At 50.9% G+C, this 17,063-nt stretch carries 20 protein-coding genes; 12 read left to right on the top strand and 8 right to left on the bottom strand.

Annotation, left to right across the window (positions count from 1 at the left end; genetic code table 11):
* Positions 1 to 89: 89 nt before the first annotated feature.
* Positions 90 to 536 carry an RrF2 family transcriptional regulator gene (locus G5B42_RS08950; RefSeq protein ID WP_181340134.1) on the top strand — a complete coding sequence of 149 codons (447 nt, stop codon included), beginning with the start codon at positions 90 to 92 and terminating at the stop codon, positions 534 to 536.
* 16 nt (positions 537 to 552) lie between these two features.
* Complete coding sequence (locus tag G5B42_RS08945; RefSeq protein WP_181340133.1) at positions 553 to 930, top strand: RidA family protein; 378 nt, start codon at positions 553 to 555, stop codon at positions 928 to 930.
* Positions 931 to 965: 35 nt separating this feature from the next.
* Here the strand turns inward: G5B42_RS08945 and G5B42_RS08940 are convergent, their stop codons facing one another.
* A complete protein-coding gene (locus G5B42_RS08940) occupies positions 966 to 1,511 on the bottom strand; it encodes a hypothetical protein (protein WP_181340132.1) in 546 nt (181 codons plus the stop codon).
* 719 nt (positions 1,512 to 2,230) lie between these two features.
* Here G5B42_RS08940 and G5B42_RS08935 point away from each other — a divergent pair.
* Positions 2,231 to 3,460, top strand: coding sequence for a class I SAM-dependent rRNA methyltransferase (locus G5B42_RS08935; protein ID WP_181340131.1), 1,230 nt, complete (start codon positions 2,231 to 2,233; stop codon positions 3,458 to 3,460).
* Positions 3,461 to 3,587: 127 nt separating this feature from the next.
* Here the strand turns inward: G5B42_RS08935 and G5B42_RS08930 are convergent, their stop codons facing one another.
* Both G5B42_RS08930 and G5B42_RS08925 read right to left on the bottom strand, forming a co-directional pair.
* Entirely contained in the window at positions 3,588 to 3,941 is a 354-nt protein-coding gene (locus G5B42_RS08930) for a DUF134 domain-containing protein (RefSeq protein ID WP_181340130.1), read from the bottom strand.
* A 162-nt stretch (positions 3,942 to 4,103) separates the two neighbouring features.
* Positions 4,104 to 4,418, bottom strand: coding sequence for a DUF5320 domain-containing protein (locus G5B42_RS08925; RefSeq protein WP_181340129.1), 315 nt, complete (start codon positions 4,416 to 4,418; stop codon positions 4,104 to 4,106).
* A 359-nt stretch (positions 4,419 to 4,777) separates the two neighbouring features.
* Between G5B42_RS08925 and G5B42_RS08920 the strand changes: the two genes are divergently transcribed.
* The 9 genes from G5B42_RS08920 to G5B42_RS08880 all read left to right on the top strand — a co-directional run bounded on the left by G5B42_RS08920 (position 4,778) and on the right by G5B42_RS08880 (position 11,880).
* A complete protein-coding gene (locus G5B42_RS08920; protein WP_181340128.1) occupies positions 4,778 to 5,041 on the top strand; it encodes an AtpZ/AtpI family protein in 264 nt (87 codons plus the stop codon).
* Position 5,042: 1 nt separating this feature from the next.
* Positions 5,043 to 5,429, top strand: a complete 387-nt coding sequence (locus tag G5B42_RS08915; RefSeq protein WP_181340127.1) for a hypothetical protein — start codon at positions 5,043 to 5,045, stop codon at positions 5,427 to 5,429.
* A 29-nt stretch (positions 5,430 to 5,458) separates the two neighbouring features.
* A complete protein-coding gene (atpB, locus tag G5B42_RS08910) occupies positions 5,459 to 6,187 on the top strand; it encodes a F0F1 ATP synthase subunit A (protein ID WP_181340126.1) in 729 nt (242 codons plus the stop codon).
* A gap of 49 nt (positions 6,188 to 6,236) precedes the next feature.
* On the top strand, positions 6,237 to 6,494 hold the full coding sequence (atpE, locus tag G5B42_RS08905; protein WP_181340125.1) for a F0F1 ATP synthase subunit C: 258 nt from the start codon (positions 6,237 to 6,239) through the stop codon (positions 6,492 to 6,494).
* Between the two features lie 65 nt (positions 6,495 to 6,559).
* On the top strand, positions 6,560 to 7,075 hold the full coding sequence (atpF, locus tag G5B42_RS08900) for a F0F1 ATP synthase subunit B (protein ID WP_181340124.1): 516 nt from the start codon (positions 6,560 to 6,562) through the stop codon (positions 7,073 to 7,075).
* Positions 7,062 to 8,906, top strand: coding sequence for a F0F1 ATP synthase subunit alpha (atpA, locus tag G5B42_RS08895; protein ID WP_231133397.1), 1,845 nt, complete (start codon positions 7,062 to 7,064; stop codon positions 8,904 to 8,906). Before atpF ends, atpA begins: the two co-directional genes overlap by 14 nt.
* A gap of 62 nt (positions 8,907 to 8,968) precedes the next feature.
* Positions 8,969 to 9,838: an ATP synthase F1 subunit gamma gene (gene atpG, locus G5B42_RS08890; RefSeq protein WP_181340123.1), complete on the top strand. Its 870-nt coding sequence runs from the start codon at positions 8,969 to 8,971 to the stop codon at positions 9,836 to 9,838.
* A gap of 48 nt (positions 9,839 to 9,886) precedes the next feature.
* Positions 9,887 to 11,335 carry a F0F1 ATP synthase subunit beta gene (atpD, locus tag G5B42_RS08885; protein ID WP_181340122.1) on the top strand — a complete coding sequence of 483 codons (1,449 nt, stop codon included), beginning with the start codon at positions 9,887 to 9,889 and terminating at the stop codon, positions 11,333 to 11,335.
* Between the two features lie 65 nt (positions 11,336 to 11,400).
* Complete coding sequence (locus G5B42_RS08880) at positions 11,401 to 11,880, top strand: F0F1 ATP synthase subunit epsilon (RefSeq protein WP_181340121.1); 480 nt, start codon at positions 11,401 to 11,403, stop codon at positions 11,878 to 11,880.
* On the opposite strand, the gene G5B42_RS08875 is transcribed toward G5B42_RS08880, so the two are convergent.
* From G5B42_RS08875 to G5B42_RS08860, 5 genes are all read right to left on the bottom strand, one after another.
* On the bottom strand, positions 11,839 to 12,639 hold the full coding sequence (locus G5B42_RS08875) for a DUF3108 domain-containing protein (protein WP_181340120.1): 801 nt from the start codon (positions 12,637 to 12,639) through the stop codon (positions 11,839 to 11,841). The genes G5B42_RS08880 and G5B42_RS08875 overlap by 42 nt on opposite strands.
* Positions 12,640 to 12,881: 242 nt before the next feature.
* Positions 12,882 to 13,904 (bottom strand): HAMP domain-containing sensor histidine kinase, encoded by a 1,023-nt coding sequence (locus G5B42_RS08870; RefSeq protein WP_181340119.1) that lies wholly within the window; start codon positions 13,902 to 13,904, stop codon positions 12,882 to 12,884.
* Between the two features lie 92 nt (positions 13,905 to 13,996).
* On the bottom strand, positions 13,997 to 14,119 hold the full coding sequence (locus G5B42_RS12165; RefSeq protein ID WP_269206197.1) for a hypothetical protein: 123 nt from the start codon (positions 14,117 to 14,119) through the stop codon (positions 13,997 to 13,999).
* 262 nt (positions 14,120 to 14,381) lie between these two features.
* Positions 14,382 to 15,527 carry a TMEM165/GDT1 family protein gene (locus G5B42_RS08865; protein ID WP_181340118.1) on the bottom strand — a complete coding sequence of 382 codons (1,146 nt, stop codon included), beginning with the start codon at positions 15,525 to 15,527 and terminating at the stop codon, positions 14,382 to 14,384.
* A 1-nt stretch (position 15,528) separates the two neighbouring features.
* A complete protein-coding gene (locus G5B42_RS08860) occupies positions 15,529 to 16,752 on the bottom strand; it encodes an FprA family A-type flavoprotein (protein ID WP_181340117.1) in 1,224 nt (407 codons plus the stop codon).
* Between the last annotated feature and the right edge of the window lie 311 nt (positions 16,753 to 17,063).

Here is a 17,063-nt window from a genome sequence, read left to right as displayed (position 1 = left end):
TTACCGTGTCAATAGTTTTTTGCTTGACAGGAGCTATTTTTGACTCTATCATAAATACATACTATTTATATATGAAATGAGTGAAACCGATGCGCATATCCGCAAAAGGCCGCTATGCTCTAGCCGCTTTAACGTACATGGCACAACGCTATAAAAATGGTGAGTATCTCGCCATTCTCACCATCGCGGAGGAACTGGGCATCTCCAAAATATATCTGGAACAGGTGTTTTCCCTGCTGAAAAAGGCCGATCTTGTTTTTTCCGCCAAGGGAGCCCAGGGCGGCTACCAACTGGCACGCCGGCCTGAGCAGATCACGGTCCTCGACATCTTGTCCGCTGTCGATGTATCCTTATTTGAACAGGCACAGGACACTGTCCCGGAAAAGGCCCCGGAAATTGAGAAAGCCCTGCGGCTGTCCGCCTTTGATGTTCTCGACCAAAAACTCAGAGAAACATTGGGCGGAATTACCCTCGCCGACCTTGTGCGCGAAGCGGAAAGACATAAAAAAGGCGAAGCGCTGATGTTCTATATATAGCGAAAGGAGTGTCCAAATGAAAGCGGTTCAAACCGATAAAGCCCCCGCCGCCATCGGCCCCTATTCCCAGGCCATTGTCGCCGGCAACCTGGTTTACACCTCCGGCCAAATCCCCCTGTCTCCGGACGACGGGACGGTCGTCGGCGAAGACATCCGTACCCAGACCGAGGCGGTGATCAAAAATCTCCAAGCGGTGCTGGAAGCGGCCGGCAGTTCCCTCCAGCAAGTGATTAAAACCACTTGTTACTTATCAGATCTCAGCGATTTTGCCGCCTTTAACGAGGTATATGCCAGGTATTTCCCGAACAAGCCCGCCCGTTCCTGCGTGGAAGTCTCCAGATTGCCCCGGGAGGTCCTGGTCGAAATCGAGGCCATTGCCGAGATCGCCGGTTAGCCATGCCCGCCGGGAAGCCGGTCGTCGGATCACCGTCATTCCTTATATTTGACGTATGGCAATTTACCATGTTTCACCCATAACCTGGCTTTATCCAATCTATTATCCGGATACACGTTAAGACAAATTGTTATTTGTACACCGTTCTTCCAGGCCGGAGTACATTCTATTACTCGTCCATCCCCAATATATGTCCCAACATGGCCTCTTAACCAGACAATTGCTCCCGGTACAATCTTTGTAAAATCGGTCGTCGGATTACACCTTTCAATTAACTTGTCTGCGGAAAGATCGGGCACCCCATTGGAGTTATATCTGGCGCCACCGTGAGCTTTAGTCGGATCACCGTTCCATCCCCAAAGAATGCCCTTGATTAACCCGACACAATCAAAAGCAAAATAGTTTTGGTCAATTAATTTATATAGAAATTCCTTCATCGCATCCGTATACCAAGAAGGATATTGCTTTGCTTTCTCCTCAATTATTTTTTTGGTAACCGGTGAGCCAAAAGTACCCCACATATAAACGGTCTTATAATTCAAGGTATTTAATAATTTTTGGATAAATTCTTTATTTGTCATTCCTTTCCACCCTAACGCAGTTTCCACATTCCCCCCAAGTAAAAGCCAACCAACCACCGGTATATACATAATATTTATCAAAGTACGTCGAAGAGCCAAAACCTTTGGCCTTTTTTCTCAACCGTCTATTTGCTTTAAGCACATTCTTCGCAAGTAAAAATGACCACTGTTTTCAGTGGTCATTTTTACGGGTGTCTTTCTGCAATGAGGGGCTCCCCTTTGAAGCGATATGATTAGCTCAGGAAAACCCCGGCGAGGCTCATCAAGGCAATTAATAGGACAAAGACGGTCATTATGAAATCCTCAAGTCAGGCAACAGGCGACATGCCATCTTACTTCCTGCTGCTCGATCTTTGTCAGCTCGTTGATTAATTCGTTCTTGTATGGCACCACTGTTTTCCCTGTTCACCATGGCTCGTTTCTCATCTCCATCTTCCCCCCGGAAACACCAATAAAGCATTGAACCCTCGGCTAACTTATTACAATACAAGAACCAAATTGGCTTTTGCTTTCAATTACCTTTCTCAAACTAGGTATAAAAATGATCCTTCCATTAGAATAATACCTTGTACCTTCAGCTCCCAAAAAAATCGATTAAAGTATCACCTTCCTGCACACTGATGATGCCCATGTTGAAGTCAGAAAAGAAACATGGTACAATCAGCGCGGAAAACTAACTACTTCGAGCGAAAAACAAACTATTCCGAAAGGTGACCCCGATGAAACAAAAGCGGCCGTATCCCAAAGTCATGATCTCCCCCAAGGCGGAGCGCAGCATCAAGAATGGGCATCCCTGGATCTACGGGGAAGAGATCCGCCAAATCGAGGGCGTGCCCGAAAGCGGCGGGCTGGTGGATGTGTTTGCCGGAAACGCCTACATGGGGACAGGCTTTTACAACAGTGCCAGCAAAATTTCCATCCGGCTTCTTTCCCGCAACGCCAACGATGTGTTTGACGCCCGCTTTTGGCGCCGCCGGGTGGAGTATGCCGTCCTTTACCGCAAAACCGTCATGCCCGGTGCCGACTTTGCCTGCTGTCGCCTGATTCATAGCGAGGCCGACCAGATGCCGGGGCTGACCGTGGACCGCTACGGCGGCATTCTGTCCGTACAGATCACCTGCCTCGGCATGGAACTGGTCAAGGATACGGTTTACCGCGCCCTCTGGGATGTGCTTACGGAATTGGGCGAGACGGTCACCGGCATTTATGAGCGCAATGACACTGCCCAGCGAACACGGGAAGGGCTGCCGGAGTATAAAGGCTGGTACCGTACCGGTGGCATTCCGGTGCCGGAATCCGCCGTGACGGAGATCTGCGAAAACGGCGTGCGCTATCTGGTCGATGTGGAAAACGGACAAAAAACCGGCTTTTTCCTGGACCAGAAGTATAACCGGGCCGCGGTGGCCCGGATTGCCGAGGGCAAGCGGGTACTGGACTGTTTTACCCATACCGGTTCCTTTGGCCTCAATGCGGCGTTGGGCGGAGCAGCACACGTGACCTGCGTGGATATCTCCCCGTCCGCCATTGAGATGGCAAGAGCAAATGCCGTCCGTAACGGGCTGGACGGAAAGATGGATTTTCTGTGCGAAGACGTGTTTGACCTGCTGACCAAGCTGGCCGACCGGAAATGCCGGGACTATGACTTGATCGTCCTTGACCCGCCGGCCTTCACCAAATCCCGCAAAACAGTGGAGGACGCCGCCCGCGGCTATAAAGAGATTAACCTGAAGGCCATGAAACTCCTGCCCCGGGGCGGATACCTGGCCACTTGCAGCTGCAGTCACTTCATGACGGACGACTTATTCCGCAAAGTACTGGACAGCGCGGCCAAGGACGCCGCCGTCTCCCTCCGGCAGATTGAAGCCCGCCAGCAAGCCCCGGACCACCCCATCCTGTGGAATGTTCCGGAAACGTCCTACCTTAAGTTTTACCTCTTCCAGGTCGTCTGAACTGTTCGCCGGTTTTTGGGAAGCCCCCAGCATTACCAAACGGTCTATTCCTTTTCCAGATTCAAACGCGTTTCTTCGGTCTTCCTTCATAAACTCATAAACAAGTTTAAAGCCCGGGGCCAATCGTTCAACGGCGCCATCCATGCCGGTGCCGATGACAGCCGCGTCCACATCCTGCGCCAGGCCCTTCACAAAGCCTGTACTCGCCACCCTCGATCAAGAGTACCCGGCCGTGAACCAACGATTGCGCGATCTTTCTTCTCGCTTCAGCGTAAATGCCTTGTACCGTAGTACGGGCGACATTCATCTGTTTGGCGCACTCTTCCTGCGTAAGGCCCTCCAGATCAATAAGTCTGATCGTTTCATATTCATCAACGGTCATCCTTACGCAGTTCCTGTCATCTACATCCAAATCAAGAGGGCCAAATTTATTGGTTTCCGGTAGGCCGCAAACCCTTCGCCATTTCAACGGTCTTGGCATAATATAATCACCCCAATTCCGCACCTAAACAACCAGTTGTTAATTTTCCTTCTGTCTTTATTCGATTTCTATTTCTGATGCCCTCTAAGGCTAAGGCCTTTTGGGGCGGAATCCAGAATAAAAACAAGGCAGGCGGTGGCCTGCCTTTCACTTACGACCGGACTAATCTGCAAAATCCTCAAGGCGCTTTTTTACTTCGGCAAGCTTTTCCTCAAGCATTTTAGCCTGCCTGGTCAGCAACTCTTTTTCATCAACATCCGACGGGAAAAATGCCCTGTTACCAAGAGCGCCAAAATGTGCCCCTCTTGGCCAACCGGTCGCACAAAACCTCCGACGGGAGCCATGCCCGCGACCAAATCCACACCCAGAATTGACCGGATTGGCATAACCCGGAGCAGCAAAACCGGCGCAAAAGCCCGCGCCTCGCCCGGTCATTGGACCCATTCCCCTGGGTCCACTTCCATCTCCTCTCGGCATCATATCCCTCCTTTGTAATGCTGTTTACCCAGGGTATTTGACATATGTCAATTATATTATACTATGTTTCCGACATATGTCAATATCCTCTTTTAAAAAAATCGACAGTCAAAAAATACGGGCTCCTTTCTTCCCCACCCCAGAAATAAAAAACTCGCTACCCATTGGCCTGGTTTAACGACTCTGGATCTTTCGCCACCTATGAGATATCTTCTTTGTTAAACTTGCCTTAAAAACCCTTGCAATGTTTTATGTTTTGTATTAAGATAGTTCCCAATATCAATTTCCATTTTCTGAGTAATCCAAAGCATTTTTTCCCCAACGCAAGGGTTAATAATAATAGCGGGAGCGTGGTGCAATTGCCACCTGAAGGCCTGCGGTTCGATCCGGAGTTAATCCGGGCCCTTCGCTTCTATGGCATCATCAGCCTGGATTTGGTTACCGGCCCGTTACTCGGGTTAGCGTTCGGCCGTCATCTCAACCAAAGCTTCGGCCTGTCGCCGCTCTGGACGGTCTTCGGTTTTCTAGCCGGGGCAAGTCTCAGCTTCTTCGGCTTTTACCGGTTGACCACCACGGAAATATATCGGGATTGGCGCAAAAACCGGGAAAAAAAGGGGAAATAGGATGGAAAGCCTCGCGATCAAGATTTATAAATCCTTTTTGGTCATTAATCTATACTTGCTCGCCCTTTTACTGGCGCTCGGTTTAACCGTTCTCCCCTCCATCGTGTTCGGCGGGCTTATGCTGGGCTGGGCTGGAATGCAGGTCTATCTATTTTGTTTCTGTAAAACCGTCGGACGCAACCTTGACCGCGGTACACAAGCCGGACCTGCCCGGCCGCCAACCGGCACCGGGGCCACTTTCTTCCGGCTCGGCTTATTGTTATTGTTTCTGGTGGCAGGAGGAAACCATGGGCTGTCCTTCTTCCTCTGGTCCACCGGGACAGCTCTCGCCGTTTACTTCGGTTGGCTTGGCTACTTGCTGTACTGGCATAGCCGCAAAACCACATAAAACAAGTATCATCCGGGGAGGGAAAAGTTTTGCACAAAATTCATGCCCTCACCTTTACGCAGGGAGAAATTTTCGGTCTCCAATTCCATTTGGATATTTTTCTCATGTCTTGGGTGGTCATTATTTTCCTGGTTGTGGTTAGTTGGCTGGCCACGAGAAACCTAAAACTACAACCCCGGGGACTCCAAAGTGTTCTGGAAACCGTGGTGGAGTTTTTACAGAATCTGTTACGGGAAAATATCGGGCCCAGAGGGCAAGGGGCTTTTCCCTTTGTGGCAACCCTTTTTTTATTCATTCTTTTCTCGAATCTAATCGGGCTGATCTGGCCGGGGGTCACCAAATCGCCGACCGAAGACCTGAATGTCACTTTAGGCCTTGCCATCCTGGTCTTTTTTAGCATGATTTACTACGGCATTAAAGGGCAAGGTCTGAAGAAGTACCTGCTTAGTTTCTTTAAACCTAACTTTTTATTCTTCCCCATTCATCTCATCGACTTTTTTGTGAAACCGATCACCCTGGCCTTTCGCTTGTATGGTAACATTTTTGCCGGCGCGGTGTTTATCACCATCCTTAATCTGCTGTTCAAACCGGTCATTCCCGTCGTTGGTCTGGTCTTGGGCGTATTTGTCGGTGTCATTCAGGCTTATCTCTTTCTCATGCTCGCCATGGCTTACATCGCTTCGGCGATGGAGGAAGGAGCAGAAACGGAAGAGGCTCATCCGGAGCCGACCCATGCTCTCCCCCCGCCCACAGAATAGTTTTAAACACAATTACACCCCGCTTAGGGAGTCTTGGAGGTTAGAAATAATGGTTGAAAGTACAATTCTACTCAAAATCGCTTCGGTGATCGCCATTGGTTTAATCGTCAGCGTGGCGGCTTTAACGGCCGGGTTTGGCAACTCGAACGCGGTCGCCCGGGCTTTAGAAGGAATTGCCCGGCAACCGGAGGCGAAAAACTCCATTTTCACGACGATGCTCATTGGTGTTGGCCTGATTGAAGCCACCCCGATTATTGCTCTGGTTGTGGCCTTGCTGTTATTATTCGCCAACCCGTTCCTCCAGTAAACCTGGGGAGTACGGCCACTATTAATTAACCGCATTTTTGCATCGTTCTTAAGGGGGAGCCTGCCATGATGGAAATCAGGATCGTCGATCTCCTGCTCACCATTTTCAATTTTTTCATCCTCATGGGCCTGCTCTATCTGGTCTTATACCGTCCGGTCCTCAATCTTTTGAGTGCACGGGAGGCTAAGATTAAGAGGGAAAACGAGGAACTCGCCCGGCTGCGGAAAGAGGCGGAAGAACTTAAAAGCCACTGGGAAGCCAAGAATCAGGAGTTGGCCTGCGAACGCCGCCGGATCCTGGAAGAAGCAAGACAACAAGGTTTAAAGGAAAAAGAGGAATTGATCCGACAGGCAAGGGAGGATGCCTTGCAGATCATCGCCCGCGCCCGGCTGGAAGTACAAAGGGAAAGAAACCGGCTTTGGGAGGAACTCTGGGAGGAGATCGTCGGGATTATTATCACGATCGCCACCAAAGTGGTCGGGGAGGAGTTTAATGAAGAAAAACAGCGGGAAAAGGTCAGAGCTTTTATCAAAAATTTGGATGCGAAAGCGATTGGAGAATTGACCAATGAAGCTCATTAGCGGCGGTAAAACACTCAAGCAGCTGCCCTCCACCCCGTACGCTCCACCGGCTTTGAAATCCGGGTTGGAACTTACCGCCGTCACCCCGGTTCCCCTGGAAGAGGAGGAAGAAGCTCTTCTTAAGCAACGACTGACGGAGATTACCGGGAAAAGGCCAAGGATCCATTTTGAGACCAGCTCCCGCCTGCTGGCCGGGATGATTCTCCGGACCAAAGACCGCGACCTGGACGGGAGCGTCGGCCGGCAACTGCGCCGGTTACGCCGGATCCTCCTCGAACACGATTTAAGGATTGAGGAACAGGGCGCACCCTCGGCCGAGTGGCTCCTTAACGAATTCAAAGGTGTCGTTGACCAGTACCAGGCGGGGACGCTCATCGATGATATCGGAACGGTTCTTCAGTACGGGGATGGGGTGGCGTTAATCACCGGCATGTACGGCGCGCACCTCAACGAAGTCGTCAAATTCCAAAACGGCTCCTACGGCATGGTGCTCAACCTGGAAACCGACCAGGTCGGCGCGATTGTTTTTGGCGAAGGCCTCGATATCCACTCCGGGGATGCGGTCCGCCTCCTGGGACGGACCATTGATGTCCCGGTCGGCGAAGAACTGATCGGCCGGGTGGTCAATCCCTTGGGCGAACCAATCGATGGTCTTGGCCCAATCCATACCACGAAAAGACGTCCCGTGGAAGCCCCGGCCCCCGGGATCGCCGAACGCAGTCCGGTCGATACCCCTCTCCAGACGGGAATCAAGGTCATTGACGCGCTCATCCCAATCGGCCGCGGGCAAAGGGAATTGATCATCGGCGATCGGCAGACCGGAAAAACCGCCCTCGCGATCGACACCATTTTGAACCAAAAGGAAACCGGTGTCCTCTGCGTCTATGTAGCGATCGGGCAAAAGGCGGCTACCGTCGCGCAGGTCATCGAAACGCTCAAAGAACACGGCGCAATGGACTACACCATCGTTGTCGTCGCTTCCGCCGCCGACACGGCGCCGGTTCAGTACCTTGCGCCCTACAGTGGATGCGCCATGGCGGAAGAGTTCATGTACCAAGGGAAAGATGTCTTAATTGTCTATGATGATCTTTCCAAACATGCTGTCGCCTACCGCGCGATGTCGCTCTTGCTGCGTCGTCCGCCGGGCCGGGAAGCCTATCCGGGCGATATCTTCTACCTCCATGCCCGGCTTCTGGAACGGGCGGCCCGGCTCTCACCGGAGCATAAAGGCGGCTCCCTGACGGCGCTCCCGATCGTTGAGACCCTGGAGGGCGACATCTCAGCCTATATTCCAACCAACATCATCTCGATTACAGACGGCCAAATTTTCCTTGATACCGATCTCTTCTTGGCCGGATTTCGGCCGGCAGTCAACGTCGGGCTCTCGGTTTCGCGCGTCGGAGGCGATGCCCAAATTCCGGCCATGAAGAAACTGGCCGGTCCTCTCCGCCTTCAATTGGCCCAATACCGCGAATTAACCTCCTTTACCCAGTTTGGAGCGGAGCTGGACCAGGCAACGCGTGACCAGTTGGCGAAGGGGGAAAGAATCGCCGCCGTCCTCAAGCAGCCTCGTTTTTCCCCCATTCCCGTCGCCGAACAAGTCGTTACCTTCTATATGCTGGTGAACGGATATTTTGACGACATGCCGGTTGAGCGGATCCCTTGGTTTGAGGCGGAAGTACACCGCCGCATCCGGCAAAACCATCCTGATCTTTTCGCAGAGATTACAACCACCGGGCATTATCAAGAGGTGGAAGACCGCTTACGCTCCACGCTTCAGGAGATCAAAACGGAGTTGGCCAGTACTAAGCCGCAAGCGGAAACGGATTAACGGCGGAGGCACGGGCATCATAGCCGCCGAAAGAATACAGGGCAGGACTAGTGGGGGTTACAATGGAAAATATCCTCGCGCTTAAAAGGCGGATCAAAGCGGTTAAAGAAATCAAACATATTACCGGCGCCATGAAGATGGTCGCCACCACCAAGCTGCATAAAGCGCAGGAAAGGGTGGAATCATCCCGTCCCTTTGCCCGGAAGATCAGCGAAGTGTTAATCGACCTCTCCCAGGTGGCCGGTTCGTTTCATCCCTTGATGGAAAGCCGGGCCGTACGCCGGACCTGTCTGGTGCTCTTCACCTCCGATCAGGGATTATCCGGCGCCTACAATGCCAATCTGATCCGTCATGCCCGTTCTTTCCTCAGCCAACTCCCCTCCGGCCGGGAAGTTACGTTCCTGACGGTCGGACGTAAAGGACGGGATTATTTTCGGCGGAAAAATTACCGGATTGGTTGGGACTTTTCCGGAAGGAACCAACTTCCGACTTTTGCCCTGAGTGCCAAAATTGCCAGTATAATCTCGGAACAGTACCGCGCCCGGGAGTGCGATGAGGTATATTTGCTTTATACGCGTTTTTATTCCCCTCACCATCTGGAACCCAGGACCTTTCGCTTACTGCCCATTCGCCCGGTAACGGAAGAGCAGAAAAAACCGGCCATGCAGGGAAGCTGGAGCTTTGAACCATCACTGGAAGCGATTCTTGAACACCTCATCCAGCGGTACATCGAAACCGAGATTTACCGGGCGCTCTTGGAAGCGGACGCCAGCGAAAAAGGCGCCCGTCTCGCCGCAATGTCCACGGCAAGCGACAATGCGGATGAGTTGATTGCCGAGTTCATTCACCGCTTCAACCATTACCGGCAGGGCATAATCACCAACCAGCTCACCGAATTGATGGGCGGAGTAGAAGCACTGGCCAAGAAATAAATCCGGTGATAGCGAAAGCTATACGCCAACTTAGAGGAGGAATCCAGGATGCTGTCCGGCAGAGTGGTCCGGGCGATCGGGCCGGTAATTGATATTTGCTTTGAACATGGGAGGATCCCGCCGATCCATAGTGCAGTGACGATCCATCTCCCGGCCGGATTTTCCGGAAACAGCGGGCGGTGTATCGTGGCTGAGGTAGCGCAACACGTCGGTGATGATCTGGTCCGGGCGATCGCTTTGTCCGGGATCGACGGCTTACGGCGGGGCTTAACGGCCACTTCCAGCGGGGCGCCGGTTGAAGTTCCCGTCGGTGAAATTACTTTGGGACGGGTCTTTAATGTCCTGGGCGAACCAATTGACGGCGGGCCACAACTGCCTGTAGGGGAAAAAATGGCCATTCACCAGCCGCCACCGGCTTTTGAAGAGCTGGAAACCACACGGCAGATCCTGGAGACCGGGATTAAAGCTATTGACCTTTTAGCCCCTTTCCCGCGTGGCGGCAAGATTGGCCTGTTTGGCGGGGCCGGTGTTGGGAAAACGGTTTTGATTATGGAACTGATCAGGAACATCGCTACTGAACACGGCGGTTACTCGGTCTTCACCGGCGTCGGTGAACGAACCCGTGAAGGCAATGAACTCTGGCTCGGAATGCAAAAGTCCGGGGTGATTGAGAAGACGGCTTTGGTCTTCGGCCAGATGAACGAACCGCCCGGCGCCCGCTTGCGAGTGGCCTTAACCGGTTTAACCATGGCCGAATACTTCCGGGACCGGAGAGGGAGAGACGTTCTTCTGTTTATTGATAATATTTTCCGTTATATTCAAGCCGGCGCCGAAGTCTCGGCGTTGCTCGGACGGATGCCGTCGGCCGTCGGTTACCAGCCAACCCTCGCCACCGAGCTTGGGCACCTTCAGGAGCGGATTACCTCCACCAAACGGGGATCTATCACTTCAATCCAAGCGGTGTACGTTCCGGCTGATGACTATACCGACCCGGCCCCGGCCACCACTTTTACCCATTTGGACGCCACCGTCAACCTGGACCGGTCCATTGTGGAACTGGGGATTTATCCGGCCATTAACCCGCTCACTTCCACCTCCCGTTATCTCGACCCGGAGATCGTCGGTGAAGAACATTACCAGGTCGCACGGGAAGTGCAGAGAGTGTTGCAACGGTACAAAGACCTTCAAGACATTATCGCCATCTTGGGCATGGATGAACTCTCCGCCGAAGACCAATTAATCGTTGCCCGGGCGCGCAAAATCCAGCGTTTTCTCTCGCAACCCTTTTTTGTCGCCGAAACCTATTCCGGCATCCCTGGACGCTTTGTCAAACGGGCCGACACCGTCCACGGGTTTAAAGGGATTTTAGAGGGACGCTTTGACCATCTACCGGAACAGGCCTTTTATATGGCGGGAACCATTGAGGATGTGATTAAACAAGCCAAACAGTCTTCTCCGGTGCAGACCGAGCGCGCCGCCGCACCAAGCCGGAGTTAAGCTATGGGGTTCAGATCAGGAAATAGGAGTTGGCATAAGGGATACCCAAAAATGAAGGTGAGAAGATGGAGCGTCGGACATTCCACCTTGAAGTGGTAACGCCGCAAAAAATTGAATACAGCGCGGATGTGACAATGATCGTCGCTCCCGCTTATGATGGTTACTTGGGAATTCTACCGTCCCATCTCCCAATGGTTACCAAGTTGACCACCGGGGTCTTGCGGATCTTTAACGGGGAGAAAGAGGTCAAAATGGCGGTTAGTGACGGGTATATGGAGGTCACTCCGGAAAAAGTGATTATCCTGGCTGAAACAGCGGAACTTCCGGAAGAGATCGACATCCCAAGGGCCTTGGCCGCCAAACGCCGGGCCGAAGAACAACTGGCCGCCTTGGCCGCCTGGGATGAGCGGGCAATCCGGGCGCAGGCTTCCCTGCAACGGGCGTTAACTCGTCTAAAGGTTGCCGCCCAGCTTCAACCGGGAGCAGAGCGGGGTCACAACCCTTCAAGTCAAGGTAAGATAACCGGCCAGGACGCAAGAAAATGAGCTTTCAATTTCGGCTATGTTTGGCTGACGATCGAGTTCTCCAATTTTAACTAACTCCGTAACTACAGTCCTTTTATGTCTCTTCCCTTCATATTTTATTAAGTAATGGGGTTCCTCGGTTGAAACCCAAAAATACGCCTTGAAAAAAATACTCTTGAGGCCAGGTAAAGTAAGCATTATTTTATATGTATCAAAATCTCCCGCCTTAACCGAGACCCGTTCCTTTCCTTCAACCGCAAAAAGCAGTGTACTGATATACGGGTATTCATAAATCAAACCCTTGAAGGTGGTCTGTGCTCTGGAAAAATCCAAATTCCTTAGTAAAACAGCAAACTGCTCGGCTGGATAAATCAGCTCGCCTTCTTTTTTCCTAAAAACCTTCTTTTTAATCCGCTCTTCCGCACCGAGCCTCATCTTAATTTCTTCCTGAGAAAACTCGACCTCTACCCTCTTCGCATCCATTTCCCCACTATGATCTGTAAGCGAGAGATAAAGGGGTTCCATATTCTCCGCATTCACATAAAGGTCATAAGAATACGAAGGTCCGGTTTGTTTAATATATAAAGCGGAAATTTCTTTATATCTAACCTGTTCCCTGTATTCATACCCGTAATCTTCATCCCCGGCGGTATGGTAAGTCAGTAATACTCTTTGCGCAAAAAATGGTTTCCGCAAAAAACCACTGTCCTTTGCCAGGGTTAATTGGCAACCGACAATCAAAACTATTAAAAGAAAAAATACCCTACTATATCGCTTCACCCCAGTCCACCTCGTCTTTTCTTCTTTTAAGTCTCTCGTGAAAAATAGATATCCATAATTATACATTATGGTATCATTTTACTATATTTTTTACATAAAACTCTACCTTTTGGGTTTATCTTTTTTCTTTTGAACCACTTATCTATCCTCACTCTAAACAAGCTAACGTACCCAAGCCGCCGATATTGGTCCCTAGAATCAGGGATTTCTGTCATACAGCTGATTTCAACCTTAAATCTACCTTAAATCGTGGGAACCGTAATCCGGAAGGTGCTGCCTTTCTTCCCGTTGCGCAGGAGGGTCAAATTCCCTCCGTGGGCCTGGGCAATTCTTTTCGCGATGGAAAGCCCCAATCCACTGCCGCCGGTTGTGGAGTTGCGGGAACCGTCCACCCGGACAAAAGGCTTGAAGATGTTGTCCTTAAGCTGATCCGGAATGCCGATCCCATCGTCGCTGAAATCAATTACCGCCTGCTGATTTTGGACCGTCAGGCTTGCGGCAACCAGGGTTCCCGGCGGATTATAGCGCAGCGCATTATCGGCCAGATTTTGCATGAGCCGGCCAAACCGGTCGGGATCGAGCATAACAAAAACGCTGTTTTCACAGATATGGAAGTCATATGCGAACCCCTCCCGCTCCAACTGCGGCACAAGCTCGCCACAGAATTGCCGGATGTATTCGCAGATCTCTGTTCTTGCCAGCTTGAGGGAGAATTCCGGGCTATCCATCTGGGATAGCTCAAACAACTCGGTAAGCAGCCGGTTGGCTCTTTTGCCGTTATTAAGGATAACCGCAAGGTGTTCCTTGCGTTCCTGCTCAGTCAGGCCTGACTTCTTCATGATTAACTCGGCATAGCCCTGGATGCAGGACATCGGATTTTTAAGGTCATGGGAGATGTCGAGGATCAACCGCCGCCGATCCTCCTCCGCCTTTTTGCACAGGGAAATTTCCTGCTCAATCCGGGCCGCCATGTCGTTAAAGGTCGTCTGGAGCTCGGCAAACTCGTTTTTCAAACGCAAATCAACCCGCGCCGAATAATCGCCCTCCCGTAAAAGCCTGGTGCCATCACAGAGCTTTTGCAGAGGTACGGTTATGCTTGCCGCGGTAAACCACGAATAGATAAAGGCAAAAAGGGCGAGGATCAGAAGGTAAATCAGCACCACGACAGTAGTCGCCGCTCCCGCGCGCCTGAAATCACCGGCGGTGGCTTCTTTATTATGCACCAAGGAAAAATCCAGCCGGAGGGAGGTGGGAAAAGGTGACAATCAGCCAAAACTCCCCTTTTGGCTCGTAGAGAATATCGTAGTGGTAGGGCTTACTTTTGCTTTCGGTTAAAAATTTGTAAATTCCGCGGCCGTCAACTGATCGCCTTGCCGTTTTGCGCCGGCAAGACGGTATAGCCCTTTTCCTCAAGGCTGATTTTGATTAAGTCCCGGATGTCTTTTTCGTCGTCGACAATTAAAATATTCGTTTTTCGCACCTCCCGCCCACAATGCTCCGTTATTTGTCGTGCTCTCTTACCTCCCTAAGAGCATTTCCCCCACATATAAAGCAATACTCCAGACCAAAGCAATAGGAAAGCGGAGCATCACAAAAATAACCACTGAAAACAGTGGTCATATGTTGCAGTTCCTATCGCGCACGAATTCACTTCGGCCGGAAACTTCATTGAACATCTGAATAAATTCACCTGTATCTACTATATCAAAAAAATTATAATTGTAATCAGGAATATTTACACTTTATTCAATCCTTAGCAAGTGGACTTTCCTCAGTAATGAGTCGAACATATCGTCAATCTTCCCGGCCAACCCGGCATCGATTTCTCTTATGTGGTTAAAGTATGACTCAAGATTCTCAAATCCGCTTAGCGGTCGACCGAACAGAATTGTCTCCATCTGGTTCCTGATGAGGTGCGCTTTTGCCAAGCTCTTTTCATCCTGAATCGTGTTGATCAACCAAAGAGTATCCACCAGGCAATCTATGACTTTCTCTTCCGCAAAAGGTTTTTCCCTATGGTTCGTCGCGAGCGCCTGTGCTTCCGCTTGCCATGCTTGGTCGGTCAAAGCTGATTGAACAATCTCTTTTGACTCCCCAATTGCACACCGATTTCCCTGGCATACACAGCAATACTCCAGACCCAGGCAGATCTGGTCCAGATCTTCTTTCATGTGCTGATAATAATCGTGAAGCAGTTTTGCCTTCGCAATTAAAGCCGATTGCACGCCCGCCTGTCTTTGGCGAATTAATGAACGGAGCAGGTAAAAAACGACCAATGCCAATAAGCAGATCAAGGGCAGCACAATCTTCACCCGCAAAAATTGCGCCGGTATTGTTTGGAACAGCTTCTGCAGTCCAAAGAACATAAAGATTGACGCCGCCAAGATTTTAATACCCGCCTCCGGAATCTTATCTCCCAGTTTTTTACCGACGAAAATTCCCAAAGCGCCAGTAGCGAGCATCCCGGAAACCGTTCCGGCCAGGATCATCAACGGATACTTCGCATCCGCAGCCAGCGTGATTGCCGTCAATTGGGTTTTATCGCCAAGTTCACCCAAGAAGAAAGCGACCGCCACCGTTAATGCCGGTCCAAATTGCATTCTTGGCTCCTCTTCTTCTTCCTCTTGCTCAGGTTTCAGTGTCCAAAGGGCAAAGCACACAAAGGCCGCGCCGGCAATCAACTGGACAGTACTAAGCGGAACCACGCGGGAGAGATAGCTTCCTAAAGCCACGGCCAGGCCATGGTTGAGAATTATTCCCATTCCTATCCCGAGCATCACTTTTCGGATCGGAAAACGTGTGGCAAACGCCAAAGCGAGAATTTGGGTCTTGTCCCCCATTTCAGCAGTAAAAATTAATAAAAATGCTCTAATCAGTTCTTGGATCATGCTATTCTACTACCTTCTCCTTCATCTTTTCGATAAGCTGTAATACCCCTGCTTCCACCTTCATCAGGTCTTCTTTCTTTGGCGCGCCTTCAAACTCCACCGATTCAATGAACTCCCACTTCATATTGTTTCTCTCCATGATTTCTTTCAGTTCCTTCTCGGCGCCGCCGGACCAGCCGTATGACCCGAACCTGAAGGCCAGCTTGCCGGTAATCCGCTTACGGCCAAGCTCATCTAAAGCGGCGGCCACCGGCGGGAAGAGCTTGTACTCGTAAGTCGGAGCGGCAATAATAATCCCGGCCGCTTTAAAAACAGCCGCCACCACTTCGCTATCGCCTGCCAAGGGCATCTCCAGTTTGTTGTACTTGACGCCTTTCCTTTGCAGGACGGCTTCGACATGAGCAACCGCTTTGGCCGTCATGCCGTACATCGATCCCCACAAGATGGTGACTTCATTCTTCCCCGCCCCTTCGGCATAGCGGGAAAACCGGGAATAATCATCGATGATTTTTTGCGGGTTTTGGCGATAAACCGGGCCATGACCAGGTGCGATTGTCTTGATTTCCAATGTCTTTGCTTTCTCGATCGCCTTGCGCAAACTGGTTGTAAAGGTGGCCATGACATTGGAGTAATACCTGATCCCTTCCGCTTCAAAAAAAGCGACCTCCTCCGGGGTCAACTCGTCATCAAAACAATGCTCCCCCATCCGCCCGAAGGCGCCAAACATGTCACAGGAAAAGAGCGTCCCGGTGCTTCTTTCGTAGGTGTACATGGTGTCCGGCCAGTGCACGTTGGGGACGGGATGGAAACTCAACACCTTTCCTTTGCCAAGGTCGAGGGTATCTCCTTCCTTCATAATCCTGATCCCGGTTTCACCGTAAAAGGAGGAGACCAGCTTTGCCGCTTTCTCCCTACAGATGACCGTAAAATCATCCTTGATCTTCCGGAAGTTTGCCATCCAGCCGGAATGGTCCGGTTCCATATGATTAACCACCAAATAATCGATTTTTTGGGGGTCAACACCGATCTCGGCCAAACTGCGGTAAAGAGTTTCCGGCACCCCGTCCCAACCGATGACCCCGTCAATAATCGCCGTCTTTTCGCCCTGAACGATGTAGGAGTTGAGCGTTACCCCATTGGCAATCTCCCAAATTCCCTCAAATAGCATGTCCTCCACATTCATCGTCAGCAAATGGATTCCGTCGGCAATCTTCAACTTTTTCATCTCCACGCCTCCTCGCGTTAGTCGTTTCCCAGCGCCGTCTTCTATTCAGTTCTCTATCCGGCGATTTGAATTTCCTCTCCCCTAGCGAAAATTGCAATTAGGGTCAATCTTCATCCTTTCGCTTCCCCCGGCTTGTACCAGAGTGGAAGATCACACAAATAAAAAAAATGGCCTTTCCTTTATAATACCATAGGAAAAGCCATAAAGAACGCCCATATTAGTTGAGTCCATATAATGGTGTAAAAATGGTTTTCTGAAAAAATAGGAGAGCCATTAACAAATTCCTCAGTTAGAATAGAAGTTGGACAAAC

It is taken from the genome of Capillibacterium thermochitinicola (assembly GCF_013664685.1).
Lineage (GTDB): Bacteria > Bacillota > UBA4882 > UBA10575 > UBA10575 > Capillibacterium > Capillibacterium thermochitinicola.
This window is presented reverse-complemented; position numbering and strand designations above follow the sequence as displayed.

Bases quoted from the DNA above. Each gene is read 5' to 3' on its own strand.
- G5B42_RS08950 (WP_181340134.1), top strand. From the start codon at position 90: ATGCGCATATCCGCAAAAGGCCGCTATGCTCTAGCCGCTTTAACGTAC.
- G5B42_RS08945 (WP_181340133.1), top strand. From the start codon at position 553: ATGAAAGCGGTTCAAACCGATAAAGCCCCCGCCGCCATCGGCCCCTAT.
- G5B42_RS08940 (WP_181340132.1), bottom strand. From the start codon at position 1,511: ATGACAAATAAAGAATTTATCCAAAAATTATTAAATACCTTGAATTAT.
- G5B42_RS08935 (WP_181340131.1), top strand. From the start codon at position 2,231: ATGAAACAAAAGCGGCCGTATCCCAAAGTCATGATCTCCCCCAAGGCG.
- G5B42_RS08930 (WP_181340130.1), bottom strand. From the start codon at position 3,941: ATGCCAAGACCGTTGAAATGGCGAAGGGTTTGCGGCCTACCGGAAACC.
- G5B42_RS08925 (WP_181340129.1), bottom strand. From the start codon at position 4,418: ATGCCGAGAGGAGATGGAAGTGGACCCAGGGGAATGGGTCCAATGACC.
- G5B42_RS08915 (WP_181340127.1), top strand. From the start codon at position 5,043: ATGGAAAGCCTCGCGATCAAGATTTATAAATCCTTTTTGGTCATTAAT.
- atpE (WP_181340125.1), top strand. From the start codon at position 6,237: ATGGTTGAAAGTACAATTCTACTCAAAATCGCTTCGGTGATCGCCATT.
- atpF (WP_181340124.1), top strand. From the start codon at position 6,560: ATGATGGAAATCAGGATCGTCGATCTCCTGCTCACCATTTTCAATTTT.
- atpA (WP_231133397.1), top strand. From the start codon at position 7,062: ATGAAGCTCATTAGCGGCGGTAAAACACTCAAGCAGCTGCCCTCCACC.
- atpG (WP_181340123.1), top strand. From the start codon at position 8,969: ATGGAAAATATCCTCGCGCTTAAAAGGCGGATCAAAGCGGTTAAAGAA.
- atpD (WP_181340122.1), top strand. From the start codon at position 9,887: ATGCTGTCCGGCAGAGTGGTCCGGGCGATCGGGCCGGTAATTGATATT.
- G5B42_RS08880 (WP_181340121.1), top strand. From the start codon at position 11,401: ATGGAGCGTCGGACATTCCACCTTGAAGTGGTAACGCCGCAAAAAATT.
- G5B42_RS08865 (WP_181340118.1), bottom strand. From the start codon at position 15,527: ATGATCCAAGAACTGATTAGAGCATTTTTATTAATTTTTACTGCTGAA.
- G5B42_RS08860 (WP_181340117.1), bottom strand. From the start codon at position 16,752: ATGAAAAAGTTGAAGATTGCCGACGGAATCCATTTGCTGACGATGAAT.